Below are 23071 nucleotides of genomic sequence, written 5' to 3' on the forward strand. Positions count from 1 at the left end.
CGGGGGTCTCAGCCGACCTTGTGCAGCCAGACGATCTGCTGATCATCGCCCGCGTGGCGGAACGGCTCGAGCTCTTCGTCCCACGCGGAGCCGAGGGCGACGTCGAGTTCGCGCTGCAACTCGAAGGGATCGCCGGCGGCGACCTCCATGGCGTAGCGCACGCGGTCCTCGCCGATGACGACATTGCCCGAGGCGTCGGTCTGCGCGTAGTGGATGCCGAGCCCCGGCGTGTGCATCCAGCGACCGCCGTCGCTGCGCGGCGTGGGGTCTTCACTCACCTCGAAGCGCAGGTGCTCCCATCCGCGGATCGCGCTCGCGAGCGCGGCGCCGGAGCCGACCGGGCCCTCCCAGTAGAACTCCGCACGGCGGCTGCCCATCAGCACGGGCTGGTCGGCCCAGTCGAAGTTGACGGCACGGCCGAGAGCGCGTCCCACCGCCCACTCGAGGTGGGGGCACAACGCGCGGGGCGCGGAGTGGATCAGGATCACTCCGCGCGAAGACGTGATCGCCATGGTCTCTCCTTCGTCAGGTACGTCTTCCCCTACGACCTGTGATGGAGCACGGCGGCTGTTCGTTTGTCCCGGCAATTATCGCCCGTGCATAACGAAATCACAACACTGTGATTCGGCCGCCCGTCACGGAGGTTCGGTCAGGCGAACCAGAGTGCCCAGTACAACGCGAAGTTGCGGTTGCCGTAGGCCGAGCAGGCGTCGCCCGTGCCCCACCGCGCGGCGAGGGCCGCCGGGTTCGGCTGGTAGGGCGTGTAGTTGTACAGCGCCGCGGTGGCGCGGTTCGTGATCGTCACGTCGGTGCCGCCGCAGGCCGGGTCGGGCGAGTAGGCGATGTAGTGCGTTCCGGGCTGGCGCATGAAGCCCGAGGCGCTGTACGACTTCAGATCGGTCGTTCCCTGGGCGACCTGCTCGGCGAAGCCGGCCGCGCCCGGGTCGCACGCGGCGTCGTCGGGGCAGCGCGCCCCCATCGCGGCTCCCAGCTGCTCGGCGCGGGGGGCGCGGGCCGATCGACCGGCGACGAGGCTCTGCTCCTTCTGCAGCATCACCAGGATGACCTTCGCCGAGATACCGCACGCGCGCTGGACGCGGTCGATGACCTGCGCCGCGGACAGCTCTCCCCCGTCCCATCCGTCGCAGACCGTCTCGCCCGTGGCATCCGAGACGATCGGTTCACGCGCGGGGAAGTCCACGCGCAGATCGGCGAGGCACGTGTCGCCCGTGCACGCGCCCACCTGGTCGTCGAGGAACGCCTGGATCTGATCGGCGGTCAGCGCGTCACCGTCGTAGAAGTCGTCGTCGCCGATCAGGGTGCCGGGGTCGAAGGATGCCAGGTCGACCGCGTCGCGTCGGGTCTCGGCGTTCCACGCGGCGTTCCACGCCCGCGTGAGCGACACCAGCGGCACGAGGGCGACCACGATCAGGGCGACGAGCACGACGGCCGTGACGCCGACGGTGATCCGGCGACGGCGGAGCACGCGCGCGCGGGCCGCGGAAGGCCGTCGTCTGCGTCTCTTCGCCACCCCTCGATCGTGCCGCACCGCGCTGACCGCTCGCTGCACGCACGGGGATGGCGTGGCGAGGCGGTCAGCGCGGTGAGGGGGTCGGCGCGACCCCGACTCAGCTGCCGGCCGGAGCCGACGGCGTGGGTGCCGAGCCCTCCGCGGGCGGTGCGGGCGGGGTGGGCGCGGTACCGTCGGCGGGAGGGGTGGGAGCGGATCCCTCGGCGGGAGGAGCGGGCGGCGTCGGGGCGGTGCCGTCGGTCGGCGGGGCGGGCTTCTCTCCGCCGCCCTCGGGGCCGTGGGCTCCGGGACCGTTCGCGCCCGGGCCGCCGCCGGGGCCGCACTCACCGGGGCCGGTGCCGTCGGGAGCGGTGGGGCCCGCGGGCGCGGTGCCGTCGGTCGGAGCCGGGGCGGGCGTGGGCGCGGTGCCGTCGGCGGGGGCTCCGCTCGGCGTGGACCCCGGCGTCGGCGCGGTGCCGGGGCCGGTCGCGCCCCCGTCGGCGCTCGGAGCCGAGGTCGCCGCGGTGAGCGTCGCTCCCCCGGTCTGCGCGGCCAGGGCGGCGCTGCCGCCGGTGAGCCCCGCCGCCACGATCACGGCGCCCGCGATGAGGGCGGGTCGCCGCCAGGAGCGGCGGCGCGGCTCGGCGGTCTCCTCGAGGCGCGGGAGCGGCTGGGTGGGGTATTCGTCGTCGTTCATGATGTCCTCCTGCGCCGGTGGCTGTCACCGGCTCTGAGACCAGACTTCGAGCCGGGACTGAAGCGAACCTGAAGCCGGTGCCCGAGAGGTGAGCGCATACGCAAGCCATATCTCTCGTTCAGGGGGCGGCCCTATCGTCACTCGGATGTCCGCTCCCGCCCGTGTGCTCGTCCTCGACGACGACGAGACGATCCGCGTGTCCGTGCAGACCGCGCTGCGGGCGGAGGGCTTCGTCACCGAGGCCGCCCCCGACGGGAGCGACCTGAGCGCCCGCCTCGATCGATTCCGTCCCGACCTCGTCATCCTCGACTGGATGATGCCGGGACCGAGCGGCATCCGGTTGCTGCCCCTCGTCCGCGCGACGGGCGACATCCCGGTGATCATGCTGACCGCGCGCGATGAGGTCGACGACCGTCTGCGCGGCTTCGCGGAGGGCGCCGACGACTACGTCGTCAAGCCGTTCACGATGGCCGAGCTCGTCGCGCGCGCCGGTGTCGTGCTCCGTCGGCGCGGGCGCCTTCCGCAGACCATCGCGGTCGGCGACCTGCTGGTGGATCCCGATGCCGCGACCGCCCACCGCGCGGGAGCGCCGCTCGAACTGACGGCGACGGAGTTCCGCCTGCTGCAGCTGTTCGCGGAGAGTCGCGGACGCACGCTGTCGAAGGCGCAGATCCTCACCCAGGTGTGGGGCTACGACGATTACGACCCCAACCTCGTCGAGGTGCACCTCAGCGCCCTGCGTCGCAAGATGGAGCAGCACGGGCCTCGACTGATCCATACCGTGCGCGGGTTGGGCTACCGCTTGAGCGCGGCCGCGTGAGCTCCGCGGTCCTGCGCTCGGGGTCGCTGCGACGCCGCACGATCGTCGCCGTCGTGGCTCTCGTGGCGCTGCTGCTCGTGGTGCTGGCGGTCGTGGTGGACCTGGCGCTCGGCGCACGACTGCGTGGACAGATCGAGGAGCGCCTGCGTGATCGCGCCGCCGCGACCGCGTCACTGGTCGGCATCGTCGACGACTCCGACCTGGCGGAGCGTCTGTCGGACCAGGGCCTCGCCGTCCGCATCGACTCCGCAGGCGGCGGGTCGGTGGTGGCGGGCCCGAGCCCCGAGCAGCTGCGCGAGGCGCCGGGCGGGCCGGGAGGACCGGGGGGCGGGGCGCCCGGGGAGCGTTCGGTACCGCAGCCCACGCCCTCCAGCGGCGTGGATGTCGTGGCATCCGAGGTGTCGGGCGACGATCAATTGATCACCCTGCGCTCGACGCTCAGCGACGGATCGACTCTGACGCTCACCGCTTCGGCCGTCGGTGTCGGCGAGACCCTGGGGCAAGTGCGGTGGATCATGGCCGTGTCGTCGATCGGCGTGCTCGTCCTCGCGGCGGGCGCCGTGACACTCGTCGTCCGGCGGAGCCTGCGCCCCCTCGACCGGGTCTCGGAGGTCGCCCGAGCGATCGGCGCGGGCGAACGGGAGCGGAGACTGCACCCGACGCGCACCGACACCGAGATCGGTCGAGTGGCGACGGCGCTCGACGACATGCTCGACGATGTCGTGGGCGCGGAGAAGACGGCCCGCGAGGCCGAGCAGCGGCTGCGGGCGTTCCTCTCGGATGCCGCTCACGAGCTGCGCACGCCCGTCGCCGGCATCCGGGCGGCCGCCGACACCCTCGTGCGTGCCGACCTGGACGGGCCCGAACGCGAGATGCTCGCCGCGCACGTGGCACGGGAGGCCACGCGCGCGTCGCGCCTCGTCGACGATCTGCTGACGATGGCGCGGGTGGATCGTGGACTCGATCTGCAACGCGTCGACATCGATCTGCGCACCCTCGTGGATGCCGAGGCGCGCCGCGTGCCGCTCGTGCACCCCTCGGTGCGGCTGCGCACGGCGGTTCCCGATCAGCCGGTCCGGGCGACCGTGGATGTCGATCGCATCGCCCAGGTCGTGGCGAACCTGATCGAGAACGCCGCCCGTGCGACGGGCGGGACGGGGGAGATCGAACTCGCCCTGCGGATGGACGACCGACGCGCCGTGATCTCGGTGACCGACGACGGCCCGGGGGTGCCCGCCGCCGACCGGGAGCGGATCTTCGACCGGCTGGTGCGCCTGGATGACGCGCGGGCCTCGGCCGCGGGCGTCGGACTGGGATTGCCGATCGCCCGCGGGATCGCCCGCGCGCACGGCGGCGACGTCCGGTACGTCGCGTCGCCGACGGGGGCGCGTTTCGAGGTCGAGCTGCCGTTCACCATCGCCTGAATGCGGCGCGATCAGCGTGTCGCGCGTGAGGCGAGACGATGAGCGCGCGCCGGGCGCGGGCGACGTCCGTGCGGCGGGCGGAGCGTGAACGGCGCCCGCGCCGTCAGCCCGGGGCGGGGATGCGTCAGTTCGCCGTGCGACCCACCGGGCGGCGGGGCGGGGCGGGCGGCGGGGCGATTCCCGCGGCCGTGAGTGTGAGACCGTCGGCGCCGCTGGCGTCGTGCATCATCTGATCGATGAGCTCGCGGTCGATCGCGGGCTCCCGACCGCCGTAGAACTGCATGACCAACGCGTTCGAGGCGTGGATCCACAGGCTCGCCTGGCGCACGCCCTCGTTGACGGGCAGCTGGAGCATGAACCCCTCGTTGCGTCGCAGCTTGTTCATGACGACGATGCGGAGGTGAGCGAGGATGCGGTCGTCGATGTCGAACGATGCGCGGTCTCGGTAGATGAGTCTTCCCACGACAGGTCCTTTTCTGGCGCGCCGAAACGTACCGGTAGAGCAAGGGCGGGACCACGCCGGGAAGCGAGGCAATGCGGGGACTATCAGTATCCCACTCCGCACGCCGCGGGGGTACCGCGGGAGCGATATATCGCTCACCGGGTGTGTCGCGCTCCAGGGCCCGTTCCGGAGGTCGCGGCGAACGCCCAGGCTGTCCGACGACAGGGTCGCTACATTGGATCACGATCTGCGATCATCCGACCCACGAGAGAGAAACCCGTGAGCCATCACCGCACCTCCCCCGACCAGGAGGGCCGATCTTCGAGCCCCCTCTTCTCGAGAGGGGGTGAGATCTGATGCTGGCCGCGGCCCTGACGCTTCTGTTGGGGATCATCGTGACCTTGGCGATCATCGTCGCCTGCGGATTCTTCGTCGCGCAGGAGTTCGCCTACATGTCCGTCGACCGGGCGCGGCTGACCGCGCGGGCCGAGAAGGGCGACGCGCAAGCGAAACGTGTTCTCGCGATCACCAAGCGCACCTCGTTCATGCTGTCGGGCGCCCAGCTCGGCATCACGGTGACCGGACTGCTCATCGGGTACGTCGCCGAGCCACTGATCGGCGAGTCGATCGGCACGCTGCTCGGCGGCGTCGGCGTCGACCCGGCCGTGTCCGTGCTGATCGGAACCGTCGGCGCGCTGCTGCTCGCGACCGTGGTCACGATGATCTTCGGCGAGCTCTACCCGAAGAACCTGGCGATCGCGAACCCGGAGCCGCTCGCGCGCGCCCTCGCCGTGCCGACGCGCATCTACCTGCTGCTCTTCGGCTGGCTCATCACGGTGTTCGACGTCGCGGCCAACGCGCTTCTGCGCCTCCTGCGCATCGAGCCCCTCGAGGACGTCGACGAGAGCGCCACGGCGCGCGACCTCGAAGCGATCATCGAGGAGTCGCGCCAGAGCGGCGACCTGCCCGACGACCTGTCGATCATCATCGACCGCATCCTCGACTTCCCCCAGCGCGACGTCGAGCATGCGATGGTGCCGCGATCGCAGGTGGGATCGGTGACGCCCGAGACCACCGTCGGTGAGGTGCGCGCTCTCATGGCCACCGGCCACACGCGCTACCCCGTGATCGGCGCGGAGGACTCCCCCGTCGGCGTGGTCGAGCTCATCGACATCCTCCGAGAGGATCCCGCGGATGCCGCGCCGGTGGCATCCGTCATGCGGTCGGCGGTCGTCATCCCGACATCGATGCTGCTCCCGGTGGCGCTGGAGCGCATGCGGCAGACGCGCAACGAGTTGGCGTGCGTCGTGGACGAGTACGGCAACTTCGACGGGATCCTGACCATCGAGGACCTGACCGAAGAGGTCATCGGCGAGCTCTCGGACGAGCACGACGCCGAGGTGGCCGAGGTGGCCGCTGTCGGCGACGACGCGTGGAGCGTACCGGGCGACCTGCACCTCGACGAACTCGAGAGGCTCATCGGCCACGACCTCGCCCACAGCGATGTCGAGACCGTCGCGGGTCTCGTGATCGAGACGCACGGCGACCTCCCGCCCGTCGGCGGGGTCGTACGGATCGACCTGCCCGAGCGGGCGTCCGAGACCGTGCAGGGACTCGATTACGAGCGCTGGCTCGCGGTCGAGGTCGTCGAGGTCGACCGTCACGTGCCGTCGCAGGTGCGCGTGCAGCTGCACGAGGTGGACCGGGACGCCGCCGCCGTCGACGGCCCGGCCCACGGCGAGGAGGTGGCCCGATGAACGGCTGGACCGTCGCGCTCATCACGGCCGCGCTGATCATCGCGAGCGCCTTCTTCGTCATCGTCGAGTTCGCCCTCCTCGCGGCCCGTCGTCACCGGCTCGAGGAGGAGGCCGCCAGGAGCGCGTCCGCCCGCGCGGCCCTGCGCGGGGTCAACGAGCTCACCGTCATGCTCGCCTTCGCGCAGCTCGGCATCACCGCCTGCACCTTCCTGCTCGGCGCGATCACGAAGCCGGCGATCGACTACGCGCTGGCCCCGGTGTTCGAGGCGTGGGGCCTGCCCTACGTCCTCGCCGACATCATCGCGTTCATGCTCGCGCTGATCGTCGTGACCTTCCTGCACCTGGTCATCGGCGAGATGGCGCCGAAGTCGTGGGCGATCGCGCACCCCGAGACCGCGGCGAAGGCCACCGGCATCCTGGCCCGTGCCCTCACCTGGCCGCTGCGTCCGTTCCTGCTGTGGATCAACCACATCGCGAACCGCCTCGTGAAGGCCTCGGGCGTCGAGCCCGTCGACAAGGCCGCGGCGGGTGGGCAGGACGCCGACACGATCCGCGAACTGGTCGCGCACTCGCGTCAGGCGGGCACGCTCGAGCAGCAGTACTCCGAACCCATCGCCCAGGCGATCGCGCTCGGCACGCTCACCGTGGGCGACATCGTACGCACCGACCGCTCCCCCACGGCCGTTGCGATGGATGCCACGGTCGCCGACGTCCAGGCCGTCGCGGCGTCGTCCACGCACCTGCGCATCCTGGTGGGCTCGGGTGCGGCGTCTCGCGTGATCCACGTGCGCGACACGCTCGCGATCGATCCGTCGACGCCGGCGCGCGACATCGCCCGCGATCCGCTGCTGCTCGAGCCCTCGGCATCCGCCTACGACGCCCTCGCCCGCATGCGCCGCGGACGGGTGCAGCTCGCGACCGTGGTCGAGGGCGAGAGGCTCGTCGGCGTCGTCACGCTCGACGACCTGCTGCGCGAGATCCTGCCCGGGCCGGGCGAGCGCGAGGTCGTCGCCGCGGGATGACGCGGTTCGGGGCGGATCCTTCCGTTCGGGGCGAGAATCGCGCGCCCCGAGGCGAGGATTCCGCCCCGAGCCGGTCGGGTGATGCCGGAGCGCGAGAGTCCGGTCGGGCTGTCAAGCCGTCCGGAGGGATGAGGAACGCGGCGTACCGTCGCCCGCATTCACCCCCTCATCTCTTCGGAGGACATCCATGAGCAAGACCTGGTTCATCACCGGCGCATCCAAGGGCTTCGGCCGCGAATGGGCCGAAGCGGCGCTGGAGCGCGGCGACAACGTCGCCGGAACGGCCCGCAACCTCGACGACGTGCAGGAGCTCGTCGACTCCCACCCCGACACGTTCCTGCCCCTGCAGCTCGACGTCACCGACCGCCCGGCGGACATCGACGCCGTGCGGAAGGCGCACGAGAAGTTCGGCGTGCTCGACGTGGTCGTCAACAACGCCGGCTTCGGGCATTTCGGCATGGTCGAGGAGCTCACCGAAGACGAGGTGCGCGCTCAGCTCGAGACGAACTTCTTCGGCGCGCTGTGGGTCACGCAAGCGGCTCTTCCGATCATGCGGGAGCAGGGCTCGGGCCACATCATCCAGGTCTCGAGCATCGGCGGCATCAGCGCGTTCCCGACCGTCGGCGCCTACCACGCGTCGAAGTGGGCGCTCGAGGGACTGTCGCAGTCGCTCTCGCAGGAGGTCGCGGGCTTCGGCATCCATGTCACCCTCATCGAGCCCGGCGGGTACTCCACGGACTGGTCGGGTCCGTCGGCCAAGCGCAGCGACGAGATCGACGCGTACTCCGCCGTGCGCGAGGAGGCGGCCAAGCGTCCGTCGGCCAACGACCCCGGAAAGCCCGAAGCCACACGCTCCGCGATCCTGAAGGTGGTGGATGCCGAGAACCCGCCGCTGCGTATCTTCTTCGGCAAGGCGCCCCTCGGCATCGCCGAGCGCGACTACGAGTCGCGTCTGCAGACGTGGCGCGAATGGCAGTCGGTGTCGGAAGAGGCGCACGGCTCGTAATCGCGAGTTCGGCGCCTTCCGCGGCGCCGTCCGTGCGCCGGGGCGTCCGGCGACCGCCCCGGCGCACGGGATGCGCCCCGGTACACGTGAACCGCCCCGCGGGCAGGCACCCGCGGGGCGATCTCGCGCCGCTCTACTTCGCCACCACCACCCTCAACGGAGCGCTCGTGGTCGCTCCTCCGGCGTTCGCGAACTCGATGGTGTAGGTGTACGTGCCGACCGCGCGGCCGGTGACGGGAACGACCACTTTCTGCGCGGCGGGGGTCGCCGCGGTGAGCGCGCCCGACGCGATCTCGACGTCGTTCTCGAGCAGGCGGTACGAGGTCGCGTTCGTGCCCCACCAGAGGTTCGCCGTCAGGGAGTACGCGCCGTCGCGGTCGCTGTTGTCGGAGGAGAGTACGGGCGCTCCCGGAGCGGCATCCGTCACCTTCACCGTGAGCGGTTTGGTCGCCGTCGTCCCCTTCGAGTTCACCAGCTCACCCGTGAACTGATAGGTGCCGTTGCCGAGCCCGGCGATGTCGACGACGCTCTTCTGCGCATTCGGCGTCGCCATCGTCAGGGGCATTGCCGCGACCAGTTCCCCGTCGCGGTACAGCTTGAACAGCGAGCCGTTCGAGCCCCACCACAGGTTCATCGTGAGCTGGAAGGTGCCGTCCTTCAGGCCGGTGTCCCAGCCGTCGTTCGACGAGAGCACGCCCGTGCCCGGGGCGGCGGTGGCCCCGTCGTTCGAAGGGACCTCGGGCAGGGTGATCGTCGACGTCGGGGCCGAGCGGTCTCCCTCGCCGACGGCGTTGACGGCCGCCACCTCGAAGGCGTGCGCCGAACCCGGCGCGAGGTCGGGCAGCGTGCAAGTGGTCTCGGCCACCTCGCACACGGGCTCGGTGCCGCCGGCCTCGTAGACCCGGTAGCCCGAGAGCTCGGCGCCGATCTGCGCCGGTGCCTCCCACGCGACAGTGATCGAGGCGTCGGATGCCGCGGTGCCGGTGACCTTCTGCGGTGCCGTCGCGCGGGTGGTGTCCCTCACGGCGAGCCACGAGATGACGGGCTTCTCGCTGCCCGCGCCCTCGTTGGTGATCACGTAGTCGACCGTCGCCGCCTCGGTCAGGGTGAACGTCAGATCGCCCGTCAGCGGTCCGCTCACCCCGGTCAGTGGCACATTGCCCTTGGCGAGCTCGGTCCCGCCGACCGCCACGGTGTGATTCATCGTGCGGTTCAGACCCCACCACTCGGTGAACCCGCCGGTCAGTATGTACTGCCCCGCGGGCAGCGGCAGGCGGTAGGTGAGCCGCGTGGTGTCCTGGTACAGCCCGGTCGAGAACTTGTCGGTGATGTCGGTCGAGCCCTTCACCTTCATGCCGTCGGCGACGTATCCCCACTGGTCCGCCGAGGTCGAGACCTGATCGACTTCGTCATTGCGCAGCGTCGGTACGGCCTTCTGGACCGCGGTGAATTGCGGCGACGGCGTCGTGCCGGTTCCGGAGTCGATGTAGTAGACGAGCCCCGAGGGGATCACCTCGTAGGCGGCGACCACCTTCTCACCGCCCTCGGTAAAGCGCCCGGTCAGCACCAGCTTCTGCAGGTCGGTGCGCTTTTGGGCGGCCGAGTCGGCATCCCAGGTCACGGCCGTGTCGGTCCCATCGACCGGGACCGTCGTGGGCAGTTCGTCGTCGGCCTTCAGCGTGCCGACCACGCCGAGGTCGCGCGGCAGCGCCTGTACGTAGACGAGGGCGAGCCGGGCGTTGTAGCCCGACGTGCCCGTGGTGCCGAACTCCATGCGCACGACACCATCCGCCGCGAGGGTGACGCGCTGGGCGACCGGCGTCGCGGCGCCGTTCGAGATCGCGGACTGCGTGGTCTCAGCGGCACCCGGCGCCCGCACCTTGCTGTAGACGTTGGTCGTCAGCCCCGCCCGCGGAGCCTGCACGGCGACCACGTTGTAGGAGCCGGCGGGCAGGGTGAGGCTGTAGACGATCGGCTTGTTGTAGTCGGCGCCGAGGTACGACGAGCCCCAATCGGTCGGTGAACCCGCCGCGACGGTCGTCGCGGTGGTCGCGTAGCCCCAGGTCGCCGCGGAGCTGGTGCCGTCCCACTTCTGGTCGGCGCTGCCGTTGCGCAGGTCGGGGAACGCCGCTTTCGCCGTAGCGAACACCGAGCCGGCGGCCGCGCCCGACGAACCGGAGTCGATCAAGTACGTCAGATCGGCCGGCAGGGTCAGCACCGACGCGGTGATGCGCTGGTACACGCCGGCGGCGGTCTTCTCCAACGTGCGGCCGGTGGCCGTGAACGAGCTCAGCTCGGCGGCGGAGCCCGCAGCGCTCACCGAACCCGCGGTCCAGGTGATCGCGGCATCCGTGCCCTCGACCGACACCGTCGCGGGGAGGGTGCGAGCGGGGAGGGTCATCGAGAGCGTGCCGACGTCTTTCACGTCGTCGCTGACGTCGCGCGGGGTGAGCTGATCGACGGCGACGGCCAGACGCGCCTCCAGAGCGCGGGCGCCCTCGGCGTCGAGTCCGTACGCACCCGGATCGGCGACCGCGTCGCGAGCGGCGTCGCGCGCCGACTGAAGCCGCGCCCACGAGTCGACGCTGTACTCGTCTTCGTCGAGGGCGGATGCCGTGTCCACGCGCGCGGCCAGAGCCGAGGTGTCGACCTTGCTCGCGTCGGCGTTCGCGGTCACGACCCCCACCGCGTCGACGTTCAGCGCGTCGGCGTTCGCGGTGCGGATCTCGACCGTGTGGGTTCCGTTACGGAGCCCCCGCAGCATGTACGCGGTGCGTTCGCTGCCCGCGGCCAGCGTCGGCGCGGCGGCGACGAGCTGCTCGCCGTCGACGATCACGTCGAGGGTCGGAGCTCCGGAGTTGGTGCCGACGATGTCGAGACCGGTCCCCGCGAACGTGTACGCCATGGTCGCACCCTGTCGGGTGCTCTTCGAGGCGGTGCGCTGCCACTCGTACATGCCCTGGCCGTTGACATGGCTCCACCCGTCGTCGAAACGCAGGACGGATGCCGAGGTGTCGCTCCAGCTGGTCTGGTGCATGCCGTCGATGATCTGGGTGTAGTACGGCGTGTAGCCGGGCACCGTCTCGACGGTGAGGTTGTCGAAGCGCACGAAGCTGAAGCTCGATCCGAGCTGGATGCGTCCGGTCGCCTGGGGGGCGGCATCCGTGTACGAGGCCACGTCGACCCCGTTGATCTGCGCGGTGTAGACCTCTCCCGCCACCTTCACGGCGATGCGGTTCCACACGCCCGAGCCGGTGCGGAAGGCGACGCCCGCCGTCGTCGAGGTGTTGCCGGTGGCGATCACCGTGCCGTAGCGCTGCAGGGCCCACGCCCCGGTGGGCTCGACGCGCAGCTCGGCGGCCGAGACCGCCTGGCCGTTCGCCGTTCCGCCCTGCTCGCGCGCGCCGATGGTGGCGTACTGAGCCCCGTCGGCCTCGAACATCACGTCGGCGCCGACCACGTAGTTCGCCCACCGCGCGTCGCCGATGGTCGTCTTGGGGTCACCGCCGTTCCATGCGCCGCCGACCATGCCCGAACCGATCTGCTGGCGCAGCACGCGCCCGTGCGCGGCGTCGGAGGTCGCGACGGATTCGAAGGCGCCGTTCGTGTCGTTGGTGTAGCGCGGGGTCGCACCCTGGTCTTCGGCCTGCACGCTCGGGGTGCCCGACGGCTTGTCGGCCGCTCCCCTGCTGGAAAGGTAGCCCTCGCCGCTGTCGACGAGGGTGCGCGTGTCAGGGTCGTAGCCCTGCACGTCGCCCGTGCCGCGATAGTCGAAGTCGTCGGCGTACAGGTAGCCGTCGTCGACCACACCGTTGACGTCGCCGGTCGAATCGGTATCGAGCACGTCGCGGCGGCCGTCGGTGGCGGTGTACTCCGTCGTCGCGGGGGCGGTGCGTCCGAAGCCCTCGCGCGGCGCGATCTCGCCATCGCGTGTCTCGGCGCGATCGAGCGTCGTGGCCGTTACCGTCGACCACGGCTTCACGGTGACGGTGTAGCTCCCGTCAGCGGCGGGCGCCATCTCGGCGAGGGGGCGGACGTAGTTGGCATCCGCCGCCTGCCCGGCGTCGGCCGCGCGCGTCTCCCACACCTCCAGCGTCCTGTCGTCGCCGAGGGGCATCCCGTCGACGGCGACGCGGTAGGTCTTGGTGAACGAGCTGTCGTTGACGATGACGGTGGAGAAGTCCGCACCGTCGGGGTCGGCGAGGGTCGTGTACGACGCCCCGCCCGAACGGGCGCCGCTCGGCGGGTTGCCCGTGCCGAGCTCACTGCCCGAGGCCTGCGGGATCGCGCGCCAGATGCCCGCGGTGTTGTCGTCGTTCTCCCACCCGAGCGTGGCGAACTGCGTGAACTGCTCGAGCACCGCGAGGCCGCCGTCGTACGAGATCCAGCCCGACCAGGGTTCACGGGCGTTCACGAGCTCCTTCGAGGAGTACTGGAAGCCGTCGTAGAACGATCCGATCGCCGGCTGGAAGATGTTGAGCGTGCGGCGCGACGCCGAGAAGCCGGTGGTGACCCAGTTGCCCATCTCGAGCGCGCTGCCGGGGCCGCCCATCGAGGTGCCCACCCCGCCCTGCTCGTTGCTGTTGGTGTTGTTCGGGCGGTCGGCGGAGTTCGAGAACGTCGACTGGCCCTCGGAGTTCCACACCTCACGATCGAGCTGCTCGGCGATCTTCTTCATGTTGCCGTTGCGGTCGTCGGCGCTGCTGTAGTGGAAGCCGACGATATCGACGGCGTCACGCAACGAGGAGTCGCTTCCGGTCATCGCATCGCCCAGGGCGACCGGCGGGGTGCCGACGGTGTCGCCGGCGATCGTGCGGATCGAGGTGTAGAGCTCGCGCTCAGTCGGCGAGGCGAAGCCGTTGTTCGGGTCGCCCGCGGTGGCGCCCTCGTAGCCCTTCGTGTCGTTGCGCAGCCACCCGGAGAAGTCCTTGTACAGCTGCAGGTCGGGGTTCGAGGTCTCGTTCGCGTCGGGGTTGATCGAGTCGATCATGTAGCCGAACTGCCGGTAGGCAGCCAGGGTGGTGTTCTTGAACCAGACGTACTGGTCCTGGTGGTTCGTCACCCACGTCGGGCGGTTCCAGCGGAGGATGCTGACGTGCACCGGACCGTGCGCGACGGTCTTCGCATCGGCGGCGAGCTGGAATCCGGGCTCGCGGAGCACGTTGGGGTACTCGTCGCGCGAGCGCATGGTCGAGGCGTTCGGTCCGGTCGAGGTGTTGCGGTCGTTGCCCATCTCGATTTTTACGGTGTTCATGATCGGATGGTCGCCACCGAAGAGCGTCTCGATGAGTTCCCAGTACTTCTCGGGGTGCTGCGACTTGTAGTCCAGCAGCAGGGCGCTCGTCGAGTTCGCGCTGAGCACCCCGAAGCCTTTGAAGGTCAGACCGCTGACGTTCTTCGCCGCCGCGGCGACGTCACTGCCGCGCACCGTCACGGTGACGGGATCGGCGCCGGCCGCCTGTGCCGCGGTCGGAACGAGAAGGGCGCCGATCATCGTCGCCGTGACGAGTGCGGCCGCCGCCGCAGCGCGGACCGTAGGACGGGGATGAGGTCGAACCGGGGGGATCGGTGCCGTGACCATGGGGAGTCTCCTTCGACGGGGGCGCAGCGTCGGTCCGTTCCGATCACCGCAGGGCACGCCCGTGTGCCCGCCCACATCGTCGGTCACCAGGTATGTCGCGGGGAAGCAAAACGAACACGTTCGATCACTCTTGAATTGATACGTACATCGCCCTACGCTGGCCGATCATGAGCGCAGGTTCTCCGCCCTTCGGACTGTCGCGCCGTGAACGCATCCTCGACGAGCTTCGCCGCACCGGATCCGTGAGGGTCGCCGACCTCGCCCGCGATCTCGGCGTCGCCGAGCTGACCATCCGGCGCGACATCGGCCATCTCGCCGACCGTGGACTGCTGACCCGGGTGCACGGCGGAGCGACGCTGCGCAGCCGGCTCGACACCAGCGTTCCCGCCGAGGCTCGGACGTCGGCGCCCATCCGCTTCCGGGTCGGAATGGTCACCCCGTCGCTCACGTACTACTGGCCGCACATCATCGTCGGCGCCCGCGCCGCCGCCACCGAGCTCGGTGTGCAGCTCGTGCTGCGCGGCGCCAGCTACTCGGTCGCCGATCAGCGGCGGCAGATCGCCTCGCTCGTCGACTCGGGGAGCCTCCACGGCCTGATCGTCGCCCCCGAGACCACCGGCGCCGACGGGCGGGCTTTCCTGCACTGGCTCGAGTCGCTCCCGCTCCCCGTCGTGCTCGCCGAACGCCGGGCGGCATCCGCCCTCGCCCTCACGAAGCTCGAATGGGTCACGACGGATCACGTCTTCGGCGGGTCGCTCGCGGCCGATCACCTCGCGGCGCGCGGACACACCCGCGTGGGGATCCTCACCTCGGCGGGATCGCCCACCTCGTCGCAGCTGCGGCGCGGATGGGAACGCTCGCTCGCCGAACTCGGGCTCGACTGCCCCGTCGACGTCGACGCCTCGCTCGACGCCCTCGACGGCACCGCCCGCGAGGCGGTCGTGGCCGACCTGCTCGCCCAGTGCCGCGCCACCGGCACCACAGCGCTGCTCGTGCACTCCGACCCGCAGGCGGTGCTCGTGCAGCAGTACGCGCGCGACCACGGCTGGCACGTTCCCCAAGACCTCGCGATACTCGCCTACGACGACGAGGTCGCGGAGAGCGCCGAACCGCCGATCACGGCCCTGCGCCCCTCGAAGCAGCACGTCGGACGTCTCGCTGTCGAGACCATGGTCGGACGCCTGAGCGAGGGAGCGAGCCGGCCGGTCCAGCGGACGTACGTCCTCCCCGTGCTGCACACGCGCGAGTCGACCTGAGCGATCGGCGCTCGTCTCGCCACGTGCGCCTCGACGGACGCTCCATCGAACGGCGTCGCGCCGCGGGTGGATCAGCGCACGTAAGCGTCGACGAGAAGAGCCCCCCGGATGCCGCGGAATGTTTCAACCAATCGATCGAGCGCCGCGCGGTTCCAGCTCGCGAGCTGCAGATCGTGGGCGCCGAGTGGCTCGAGCCTGCCGGTGCGCAGCCGCACGACCTCCCAGCCCGCCCCGCGGAGCGCGCGGTCCTTGCGCCGATCGGCGTCTTCGCGACGACCGACGTGCTCGAGGCCGTGCCGGCCGATCGAGTCGTACTCGACGGCGATGCGCAGCTCGGGGAAGACGAAGTCGGGCCACACCTCCAGATGATCGAAGAACGGCCGCGCCACGCGGACCGCGTTCAGCTCCCCGCTCAGGTTCAGCCGTTCACGCAGGTCAGCGCGCACCCGCCCTTCGACGGCGGAGGCGGGCTTCGGAGCGCACACCGAGACGAACGCCTCCCCCACGGCCACGGCGGGCGTCTTACTGCACAGGCGCTGCGGGCGCGGGGCGCGTCGTGCCCGCAAGACCGCGTTGGCGGTCACCGCGGGCTGCGTGACGTCGTCGCGCAGGGGCAGCGCCACCGCGCGGGTGGGATTCGCCCGCTCGCTGCAGTCGGGGCACCACGCGCTGCGACGACGCTCCCGCCCTGGGCGGAGGCGCTGCTCGGCCGGGGTGGCGGCGAACCGGTGTCCGGCGTCGCACTGCCAGAGCAGTAGGACGTCGGCGGCGGGAGGGACCTGGCTCAGCGCGATCCCGTCGTTGAGGTCGGGATGATACTGCCGCACGAGAGCCGGGAACGCGGCCCAGGCCTCGCGATACGCCCCCAGGGGGTAGGGCACCTCGAGACCCTTCGACCACTGCCTGCGGGCCCACCACGCTTGCACTCTCTCCGGCACGCGCCCGACGGTAGCGCCGACCTCCGACACCGACGGAAGAGCCGCGGAACCGCCGGCGCGCGGGAGCTAACTCCCCCGCGGGACGGAGGCGAGGCCGGGTGAAGGCGCCTAGCGTCGAGTGATGACGACTCCCCCGCGCCGATCCGTCCCGCTGTCGATGTGGCTGTGCACCGCCGCGGTGATCGCCTTCGCCGCGGTCGCGCTGTTCGACACCGACGGGCTGTGGCGGTGGAACATCATGGCTCTCGGGCTCGCCCTGGTGATCGCCGGTGGCGTGCGGCTCGGTGTCGAGCTCCTTCGCGCGCACGCCCCGAAGGGGCGGGACCCGCGTGAGCCCCGAGGGGAAGAGTAGGGCGGGTGGGACTTGAACCCACGATCGTCGGGTTATGAGCCCGCTGCCTTGACCAGCTTGGCCACCGCCCCCAGCGGAAACGAGCCTACCGGCATCCGGATGCCGATCTCGAAAGCGGTCGCGGCCGGTGCCCTCCGTGACGCGCGCGGCTAGCGCCGAGAGCCCACCGGCGTCAGGCGGGGGATCCAGCACCGCACGTCGCGCGCGTAGGAGAGGTAGTCGTCGCCGAAGGCGCGGACCAGGTCGGACTCCTCGTGGGGGCGGATCGCGTAGTTCCAGACGAGCGAGCCCGCGAGAGCGTAGACGACCACCATCCACGATGACATCAGCAGTCCGACCCCCACGCCCTGCGCGATGCCCGCGAGCGCCATCGGGTTGCGGACGAAACGGTACGGCCCCGCCACCACCAGACGGTTCGGCATGGCGGAGGGCAGGGGCGTGCCGTCCCCCTTGACGGTCATGGCCGCCGCCGACCACAGCCCGAGGGCGCTGGCGGCGACCACGACCGCGACGCCCGTGATGACCACGCCGTGGGGCAGCGGCAGCACGAGCCGCCACCGCTCCTCGAGGAAACGGATGACGAGGGGGCACACGACCAGGAAGAGTCCCCAGAACACGACGATCTGCGCGGCCGTCGCGATGACGTGGGCCAGGGGCGTCGCGCGCGAGCGAGCCGGTCGGAAGGCGAACGGACCGACCAGCAGCAGCGAGGTCGGGATGCGGCCGAAGACGAGCAGCAGCCACGCGCCCACGGAGGCGACGCTCGCCGCGATCATGAGGATCCCCCCCACCCCGGCGAGGGTCGTCATCGTCGCGTACAGCGCGAGGAGGGCCGTCACCACCAGGGTCCAGGCGGTCGCCGCTCCCGCCGCCACCCGTGACGCCCGGCCCGGCAGCACGGCGGCCAGGGCGGACGACACGACGAACAGCGGGATGTCGACCACGGCCACGACGACCGGTTCGAGCCCGCCGAGGGTCGCTTCTCGGACGACCGGCACGGTGAACACCGACACCCACCAGGCGGCGCCGGCCACCGCCTGCAGTGCGAAGTAGAGGCGACCGATCGTGCGGGCGGTCGGAGGGAACGACACGGCCGGACTCCGTCGGCTCGTCAGTGCACGCGGGGCTTGGCGGGCTTACCGTCGGCGGCGATCTGCGGGTGGTGCTTCGTCAGCTGGATGACGCCCCAGGTGGCGATCGCCCCCGCGATGACGAACCCGATGAGCGCCCAGGCCGGGGCCGTGGAGGCCTCACCGAGCACGAGCAGGCCGATGAGCACGGCGACGATGGGGTCGATGACGGTCAGCCCCGCAATGACCAGGTCGGGCGGACCGACCGAGTAGGCCGTCTGCACGAAGTACGCGCCGACCGCGACCGCGGCGAGCAGCGCCACGAGGCAGAGAAGCGTCAGCCACTCGAAGTTGCCGGCCTGGGCGCGGCTGATGACGACCTTCGCGAGCGTCGCGACGAACCCATAGATCACGCCCGCGGCCATGATGTAGAACAGCGCCTGCGCGCGACGACGAACGAGCACCCAGAACACGCCGAACACGATGACGACCACGGCGAGGATGCCGAGGATGATCAGCAGTTCGCGCTCGGTGATGACGTGCTCGGTGGCGAAGAACGCGGCGATCGTCACGAAGATGAAGATGCCGCCGACGCAGAGCGCGATCGCGAACAGCGACTGTTTGGTCGGCTTGTGGCGCGACACGCGCGCGTTCAGCACGGTCGTGATGACCAGGGCGATCGCGCCGAGGGGCTGCACGAGGATGAGCGGCGCCACCGAGAGCGCGGAGAGCTGGCAGACGATCGCGAGGCCCAGCATGAGCGTGCCCGCCACCCACGACGGGCGCGTCAGCAACGAGGTGAGTTGCGAGCGCGAGAGCCCCCCGGTGGTCTTGCCCGACAGGCGCTCCACCTTCTGCACCCCGCGGTGCTGGTACTGCGCCCCGAACGACATGAACACCGCACCCAGCAGGGCGAGCGGGATGCCGAGCAGGATGCGCGGATCGCGGAACACGCCGACGAGCTGGTCGATTCCGTCGCTGAGGGTTGCATCGAGCGGGATCACCCCTCGACGATAGCCGTCCGCCCGCTGGATAGGCTGGTGACGTGGCCGTACTCCCGATCCGCATCATGGGCGATCCCGTGTTGCACGCTCCCGCCTCCCGCGTCGACGAGATCACCGACGAGGTGCGTCAGCTCGTCGCCGACATGTTCGAGACGATGGATGCCGCCCCCGGCGTCGGCCTCGCCGCCCCCCAGGTGGGCGTGGGTCTGCGGATCTTCACGTACACGTACGAGGACGACGAGGGCCTCCCGTGGCGCGGCGTCGTGATCAACCCGGAGCTGTGGATCCGTCCGCTCGAGCCGGGCTACCCCGACCCCGACGACGAGAGCGAAGGGTGCCTGTCGTTCCCCGGCGAGCGTTTCCCGCTGCGCCGATCGGAGGCAGCGGTGCTTACGGGCACCGACCTCGACGGCCACGCGGTGCGCATCGAGGTGTCGGGGTGGCGCGCACGCATCCTGCAGCACGAATTCGATCACCTCGACGGCATCCTGTACATCGACCGTCTCGATGACGAGGACGCGCGCGTGATCGCCAAGATCGCGAAGAAGCGCAAGTGGGGGAAGCCGGGCGCCTCGTGGATGCCGGGCGTCGACGACATCGACGCCTGACCGTCCCCGCCGGTCCCGGCATCCGGGGGACGCGGCGATCCGGACCATACGAGCGGCCGACCGACGGCCTCGTTTGCTGTCGTGCGCCCGGGACCGCCCCGCACCTCACCCGCCGAAGGCGTGCAGCCCGAGGTCCTCACTGAGGAGCTCGCTCGCCACGTGTCCTCGCACACTCGTGCCCTGAGCGTCCAGCGGTGGGCTGATGATCGCGGCTCCGAGGCCCCCGCGTGCGGCGAGGACGATCCCGCCCGACACGCTCGACTTGGCCGGGACACCGACCGCCCGCATCCATCGTCCCGATCCGTCGTACATCCCGCAGGTCGCCATCACCGATACGACGTCTCGAGCGACGCGCGCGGGGATCACGCGGTCTCCCGTGCGCGGATTGACGCCGCCTCCCGCCAGCGTCGCGCCCATCACGGCGAGGGTCTCGGCATCCACCAGCGTCGCGCACGCCCGCGCGTAGACGGCGACGGCGTCGTCGGCCGACGCGTCGAGCACGCCCTCCGCGCGCAGGAGGTGGGCGAGGGCGTGATTGCGGTCGCCCCGCAGGTGCTCGTCGTGGGCGACCTCGTCGTCGACGTCGAGCTCGCGGCCGGCGAAAGCCGCCAGCCCGGCCGCGATCCGTTGCATCCGCCCCTCCGGGCCCGTGCCGTCGACGAGGGATGCCGTGAGCAGCGCACCCGCGTTGACCATCGGGTTCGGCGGACGACCCGTGCCGGTCTCGAGCGTGATGGCGTCGAAGGACTCTCCCGTCGGTTCGATGCCGACGCGCTCCAGGGCACCGCCATCGGTGTCGAGCAGGGCGAGAGCGAACAGGAACGGCTTGACCGCCGACTGCACGCTGACGCGAACACCGGCCTCGGCACTGCCGCGGACGCTGCCGTCCGGCAGGGCCAGGGCGATGGCGCACAGGTCGGGGTCGGCGGCGGCGAGCGCCGGGATGCTGTCGTCGACTCGACCATCGCGGTGGGGGCGCAGGCGCGCGCGCAGCGCCTCGACGTCGTAACGGGAGGGGTCGGCAGGAGACGGCGATGCGGGAGGGGCCACTCCCCCACCCTCGCAGCCCTCCCCTGCGCAGGCGCGGGCGATTGCGCTTTCCGGCGGTCAGTACAGGCCGCGCGCCGCCAGTTCGCCGCGCAGGATCGGGGTCAGGCGCTCGGCGAAAGCCGGCGTCACGTGCGTGTCGTCGTAGCGCACGGGGGTGTCGCCGGCGAAGGCGGGACAGACCCCCTGCCAGCAGGTGAAGGGCAGCGCGCTGATCGCGGCGTCGCCGGTCGCCGCGGCCTGCTTCTCGCTCGCCTCCTCCATGGCGGTCCAGACGTCGTCGACGGCGGACAGGCACGATGCCGGTCCCGTGATGGGCGAGAAGCACCGGCCGAGGTCGGCACCGTGCGGCGGCGGCGCCAGATACACGGTGCGTCCCGGCGGAGCCCAGCCGGTGACCTCCCGGGCGGTGGAGGATGCCAGTTCGCCCGCGTTCAGGTCCCGGCCGTCGATCGTTCGCGCGAGGGTGAACGCGTTCGACACCACGAGCAGATCCGCGGGGTCGGACGCGACCATCGCCGCCACCTCGCTCTTGCGTGCGCCGCAGCCGGCGGTGACCGCGGGGTCACGGCTCTCGATCAGGACGTCGGTGAAACGGCATCCGTACATGCCGACGGTCGTCACCCGCCAGGCGCCGCCGCTCTCGTCGGCCAGACGCGCGAACGCGGGCGCGTAGGCCATCGCGCTGGAGTCGCCCACGAGGTAGAGGTGGTGCGCGGCGCCGGGATCGCCCCACGTGCAACCGCGGGGATCGGGGGCCCGATCGGGGGTGAAGCAATCGTGCGCACGGTTGGCGGCCGACGAGTCGCGCATGGCGTCGTCGAGCGACGGATGCAGGGTGGGCCAGGTGCTCGCCGTCGTCGCGGCCGCGAGGTCGCTCTGCAGCGTGGCGAGCGCGTCTCCGGCCACGGCGTCAACCTCGGCCGGGGCCGGCGCGGCGACGGGCATGCCCGGAAGGGTGGGGGCGCCGTAGGTCGCGAAGACGGCGAGGAGGGTCGCGCCGGCGCCGATGACGAGGGTGGCGAGGGCCATTCCGACGCGCGGGGCGAAGCGAGAGCGCCACGACGCCCACGCCTCGGCGGTGGACGGGACCGTGGTCGTCGTGGCGCCCATCGCGGGCGAGAGTGTCGCGGCGGGGGTGGGCACGGGCGAGGCGGTCGCACGACCCGGCTCAGCGGGGGCGGTCGGGGGTGTCTGCGCCGCGGAGGCGGGGCGCTCGGCAGCGGCTGCCTCGACGGACGCGGGAAGAGCGGCGTCGATCGCGGGGCGGGCGGGTCGCGCGCCCGGGTAGTACCGCTGACCGGGCACCCAGCCCGCGGGACGCGACGCGAGGGCGCCGACACGGGCCGGAGGCGCGGCGGTCGAGGGCGGCGCGGCGGGGGTGGGTCGCGCGGCGGTCGAGGGCGGCGCGGCGGGGGTGGTGCGCGCCGAGGCCGGGGCATCCACGGCGACATGTCGACCGCGCGGCCACGGCAGGCGATGCAGCGGTTGCTCGACGCCCAGGAAGGTCGCGACCGAGAGGACGACGATCACGAGAGCGGTGATCGCGAGGGCCGCCGGCCCCGGCGTCAGCACCACGCCGGCGAAGACGATGACCGGGAGGTGCCAGAGGTACAACGAGTACGACATATCGCCGACGGCGACGGAGAGGGGATTGGTCAACACGAAGAGATGGCGGTGACGCGGGTCGCCGGCCACTCCGCCCGCGATCACCAGAGCAGCCCCGGCCACGGGCAGCGCCGCCCAGGGCGCGGGGAAGGGAGCGGCGGGGTCCACCACGAAGAACGCCGCGACGATGACCGCCACACCGATCCAGGCCCCTGCCCCACCTATCGGGGCCGGGACGCGGGAGAGCGGGCCGGCGCTCGCGGCGAGCACCGCGCCCACGGCGAGCTCCCCCACCCGCGTGACGGTCGAGAAGTACGCCACCGAGGGGTCGCTCGGCGTGAGGGTCACCGCGGCGGCACCGGATGCCACCACGACCGCGAGTGCGAGGACCGCGATCGTCGCGCGGGCGGTGCGTCCGCGACGGGCCGCTGCCGGTAGGAGCGTCACCGTCAGCAGCACCAGGAGGGGCCAAGCGAGCGAGAACTGCTCTTCGACCGAGAGCGACCAGAAGTGCTGAAGGGGTGAGACGTCGCCGGTGGCGAAGTAGTCGCGGCCCTCGAGCCCGAAGCGCCAGTTCGACACCAAGCCCATCGCTGCCACGGCGTCGCCGAGGGTGCGGTCGACCCGGGTGGAGGAGAAGAGCACGGATGCCGCGGCCACGACCACGCCGATGACGAGCAGGGCGGCGGGGACCAGTCGTTTCACGCGCCGCGCGAAGAAGGCTGCCAGGCGAACGGTCCCCTCGGCGCGCAGATCGGCGAGAAGGATGCCGGTCACGAGGAACCCCGACAAGACGAAGAACACGTCCACCCCGACGAACCCTCCGCGCGGCCACCCCGTCAGATGCGTCGCGACGACGGCGAGAACGGCCACCGCTCGAAGCCCCTGGAGGTCGCGGCGCATGCGCGGGACACCAGCGGTCATGGGAG

Annotated in this window: 18 protein-coding genes and 1 tRNA gene; 8 read left to right on the forward strand and 11 right to left on the reverse strand. The window is 71.4% G+C overall.

Annotation, left to right across the window (positions count from 1 at the left end; translation table 11 throughout):
- Positions 1 to 8: 8 nt before the first annotated feature.
- The 3 genes from ACFZA2_RS10520 to ACFZA2_RS10530 form a co-directional block, all read right to left on the reverse strand.
- Positions 9 to 512, reverse strand: a complete 504-nt coding sequence (locus tag ACFZA2_RS10520) for a DUF3145 domain-containing protein (protein WP_076675660.1) — start codon at positions 510 to 512, stop codon at positions 9 to 11.
- Between the two features lie 137 nt (positions 513 to 649).
- Positions 650 to 1531: a hypothetical protein gene (locus tag ACFZA2_RS10525; protein WP_391404216.1), complete on the reverse strand. Its 882-nt coding sequence runs from the start codon at positions 1529 to 1531 to the stop codon at positions 650 to 652.
- Positions 1532 to 1628: 97 nt separating this feature from the next.
- The gene (locus ACFZA2_RS10530) at positions 1629 to 2207 is read right to left on the reverse strand and encodes a hypothetical protein (protein ID WP_391404220.1); all 579 of its coding nucleotides are present in this window, start codon (positions 2205 to 2207) and stop codon (positions 1629 to 1631) included.
- Positions 2208 to 2352: 145 nt separating this feature from the next.
- On the opposite strand from ACFZA2_RS10530, the gene ACFZA2_RS10535 reads away from it, so the two are divergent.
- Positions 2353 to 3027 carry a response regulator transcription factor gene (locus ACFZA2_RS10535; protein WP_391404223.1) on the forward strand — a complete coding sequence of 225 codons (675 nt, stop codon included), beginning with the start codon at positions 2353 to 2355 and terminating at the stop codon, positions 3025 to 3027.
- On the forward strand, positions 3024 to 4451 hold the full coding sequence (locus ACFZA2_RS10540; protein WP_391404226.1) for an ATP-binding protein: 1428 nt from the start codon (positions 3024 to 3026) through the stop codon (positions 4449 to 4451). Before ACFZA2_RS10535 ends, ACFZA2_RS10540 begins: the two co-directional genes overlap by 4 nt.
- Before the next feature lie 124 nt (positions 4452 to 4575).
- Here ACFZA2_RS10540 and ACFZA2_RS10545 read toward each other — a convergent pair whose 3' ends face one another.
- Positions 4576 to 4914, reverse strand: coding sequence for an ATP-dependent DNA ligase (locus tag ACFZA2_RS10545; RefSeq protein WP_298872682.1), 339 nt, complete (start codon positions 4912 to 4914; stop codon positions 4576 to 4578).
- Positions 4915 to 5249: 335 nt separating this feature from the next.
- On the opposite strand from ACFZA2_RS10545, the gene ACFZA2_RS10550 reads away from it, so the two are divergent.
- The 3 genes from ACFZA2_RS10550 to ACFZA2_RS10560 all read left to right on the forward strand — a co-directional run bounded on the left by ACFZA2_RS10550 (position 5250) and on the right by ACFZA2_RS10560 (position 8678).
- Positions 5250 to 6650: a hemolysin family protein gene (locus ACFZA2_RS10550; protein ID WP_391404230.1), complete on the forward strand. Its 1401-nt coding sequence runs from the start codon at positions 5250 to 5252 to the stop codon at positions 6648 to 6650.
- Entirely contained in the window at positions 6647 to 7672 is a 1026-nt protein-coding gene (locus tag ACFZA2_RS10555; protein ID WP_391404233.1) for a CNNM domain-containing protein, read from the forward strand. The genes ACFZA2_RS10550 and ACFZA2_RS10555 overlap by 4 nt, the downstream gene beginning before the upstream one ends.
- A 187-nt stretch (positions 7673 to 7859) precedes the next feature.
- Complete coding sequence (locus ACFZA2_RS10560; RefSeq protein WP_391404237.1) at positions 7860 to 8678, forward strand: SDR family oxidoreductase; 819 nt, start codon at positions 7860 to 7862, stop codon at positions 8676 to 8678.
- Positions 8679 to 8811: 133 nt separating this feature from the next.
- On the opposite strand, the gene ACFZA2_RS10565 is transcribed toward ACFZA2_RS10560, so the two are convergent.
- The gene (locus ACFZA2_RS10565; RefSeq protein ID WP_391404240.1) at positions 8812 to 14259 is read right to left on the reverse strand and encodes a fibronectin type III domain-containing protein; all 5448 of its coding nucleotides are present in this window, start codon (positions 14257 to 14259) and stop codon (positions 8812 to 8814) included.
- A gap of 167 nt (positions 14260 to 14426) precedes the next feature.
- On the opposite strand from ACFZA2_RS10565, the gene ACFZA2_RS10570 reads away from it, so the two are divergent.
- Complete coding sequence (locus tag ACFZA2_RS10570; protein ID WP_391404243.1) at positions 14427 to 15515, forward strand: substrate-binding domain-containing protein; 1089 nt, start codon at positions 14427 to 14429, stop codon at positions 15513 to 15515.
- A gap of 71 nt (positions 15516 to 15586) precedes the next feature.
- Here ACFZA2_RS10570 and ACFZA2_RS10575 read toward each other — a convergent pair whose 3' ends face one another.
- Positions 15587 to 16453, reverse strand: a complete 867-nt coding sequence (locus ACFZA2_RS10575; RefSeq protein WP_391404246.1) for a zinc-ribbon domain-containing protein — start codon at positions 16451 to 16453, stop codon at positions 15587 to 15589.
- 121 nt (positions 16454 to 16574) lie between these two features.
- On the opposite strand from ACFZA2_RS10575, the gene ACFZA2_RS10580 reads away from it, so the two are divergent.
- Complete coding sequence (locus tag ACFZA2_RS10580; protein WP_391404248.1) at positions 16575 to 16805, forward strand: hypothetical protein; 231 nt, start codon at positions 16575 to 16577, stop codon at positions 16803 to 16805.
- Here ACFZA2_RS10580 and ACFZA2_RS10585 read toward each other — a convergent pair.
- From ACFZA2_RS10585 to ACFZA2_RS10595, 3 genes are all read right to left on the reverse strand, one after another.
- Positions 16803 to 16876, reverse strand: a tRNA-Ile gene (locus ACFZA2_RS10585). The two genes, ACFZA2_RS10580 and ACFZA2_RS10585, sit on opposite strands and share 3 nt — an antisense overlap.
- Positions 16877 to 16954: 78 nt before the next feature.
- A complete protein-coding gene (locus tag ACFZA2_RS10590; RefSeq protein WP_391404251.1) occupies positions 16955 to 17896 on the reverse strand; it encodes a methyltransferase family protein in 942 nt (313 codons plus the stop codon).
- A gap of 20 nt (positions 17897 to 17916) precedes the next feature.
- On the reverse strand, positions 17917 to 18879 hold the full coding sequence (locus ACFZA2_RS10595) for a DMT family transporter (RefSeq protein WP_391404253.1): 963 nt from the start codon (positions 18877 to 18879) through the stop codon (positions 17917 to 17919).
- 41 nt (positions 18880 to 18920) lie between these two features.
- Between ACFZA2_RS10595 and def the strand changes: the two genes are divergently transcribed.
- A complete protein-coding gene (gene def, locus ACFZA2_RS10600) occupies positions 18921 to 19487 on the forward strand; it encodes a peptide deformylase (RefSeq protein ID WP_391404256.1) in 567 nt (188 codons plus the stop codon).
- 105 nt (positions 19488 to 19592) lie between these two features.
- Here the strand turns inward: def and glsA are convergent, their stop codons facing one another.
- On the reverse strand, positions 19593 to 20537 hold the full coding sequence (glsA, locus tag ACFZA2_RS10605) for a glutaminase A (RefSeq protein WP_391404259.1): 945 nt from the start codon (positions 20535 to 20537) through the stop codon (positions 19593 to 19595).
- 57 nt (positions 20538 to 20594) lie between these two features.
- Positions 20595 to 23066, reverse strand: coding sequence for an acyltransferase family protein (locus ACFZA2_RS10610; protein ID WP_391404262.1), 2472 nt, complete (start codon positions 23064 to 23066; stop codon positions 20595 to 20597).
- Positions 23067 to 23071: the final 5 nt, after the last annotated feature.

This window comes from Microbacterium sp. NPDC007973, assembly GCF_042958465.1.
GTDB lineage: Bacteria > Actinomycetota > Actinomycetes > Actinomycetales > Microbacteriaceae > Microbacterium > Microbacterium galbum.

What these genes read in the sequence shown, in the direction of transcription:
- ACFZA2_RS10520 (WP_076675660.1), bottom strand. Translation starts at nt 512, where the DNA reads ATGGCGATCACGTCTTCGCGCGGAGTGATCCTGATCCACTCCGCGCCC.
- ACFZA2_RS10530 (WP_391404220.1), bottom strand. Translation starts at nt 2,207, where the DNA reads ATGAACGACGACGAATACCCCACCCAGCCGCTCCCGCGCCTCGAGGAG.
- ACFZA2_RS10535 (WP_391404223.1), top strand. Translation starts at nt 2,353, where the DNA reads ATGTCCGCTCCCGCCCGTGTGCTCGTCCTCGACGACGACGAGACGATC.
- ACFZA2_RS10550 (WP_391404230.1), top strand. Translation starts at nt 5,250, where the DNA reads ATGCTGGCCGCGGCCCTGACGCTTCTGTTGGGGATCATCGTGACCTTG.
- ACFZA2_RS10555 (WP_391404233.1), top strand. Translation starts at nt 6,647, where the DNA reads ATGAACGGCTGGACCGTCGCGCTCATCACGGCCGCGCTGATCATCGCG.
- ACFZA2_RS10560 (WP_391404237.1), top strand. Translation starts at nt 7,860, where the DNA reads ATGAGCAAGACCTGGTTCATCACCGGCGCATCCAAGGGCTTCGGCCGC.
- ACFZA2_RS10565 (WP_391404240.1), bottom strand. Translation starts at nt 14,259, where the DNA reads ATGGTCACGGCACCGATCCCCCCGGTTCGACCTCATCCCCGTCCTACG.
- ACFZA2_RS10570 (WP_391404243.1), top strand. Translation starts at nt 14,427, where the DNA reads ATGAGCGCAGGTTCTCCGCCCTTCGGACTGTCGCGCCGTGAACGCATC.
- ACFZA2_RS10580 (WP_391404248.1), top strand. Translation starts at nt 16,575, where the DNA reads ATGACGACTCCCCCGCGCCGATCCGTCCCGCTGTCGATGTGGCTGTGC.
- ACFZA2_RS10610 (WP_391404262.1), bottom strand. Translation starts at nt 23,066, where the DNA reads ATGACCGCTGGTGTCCCGCGCATGCGCCGCGACCTCCAGGGGCTTCGA.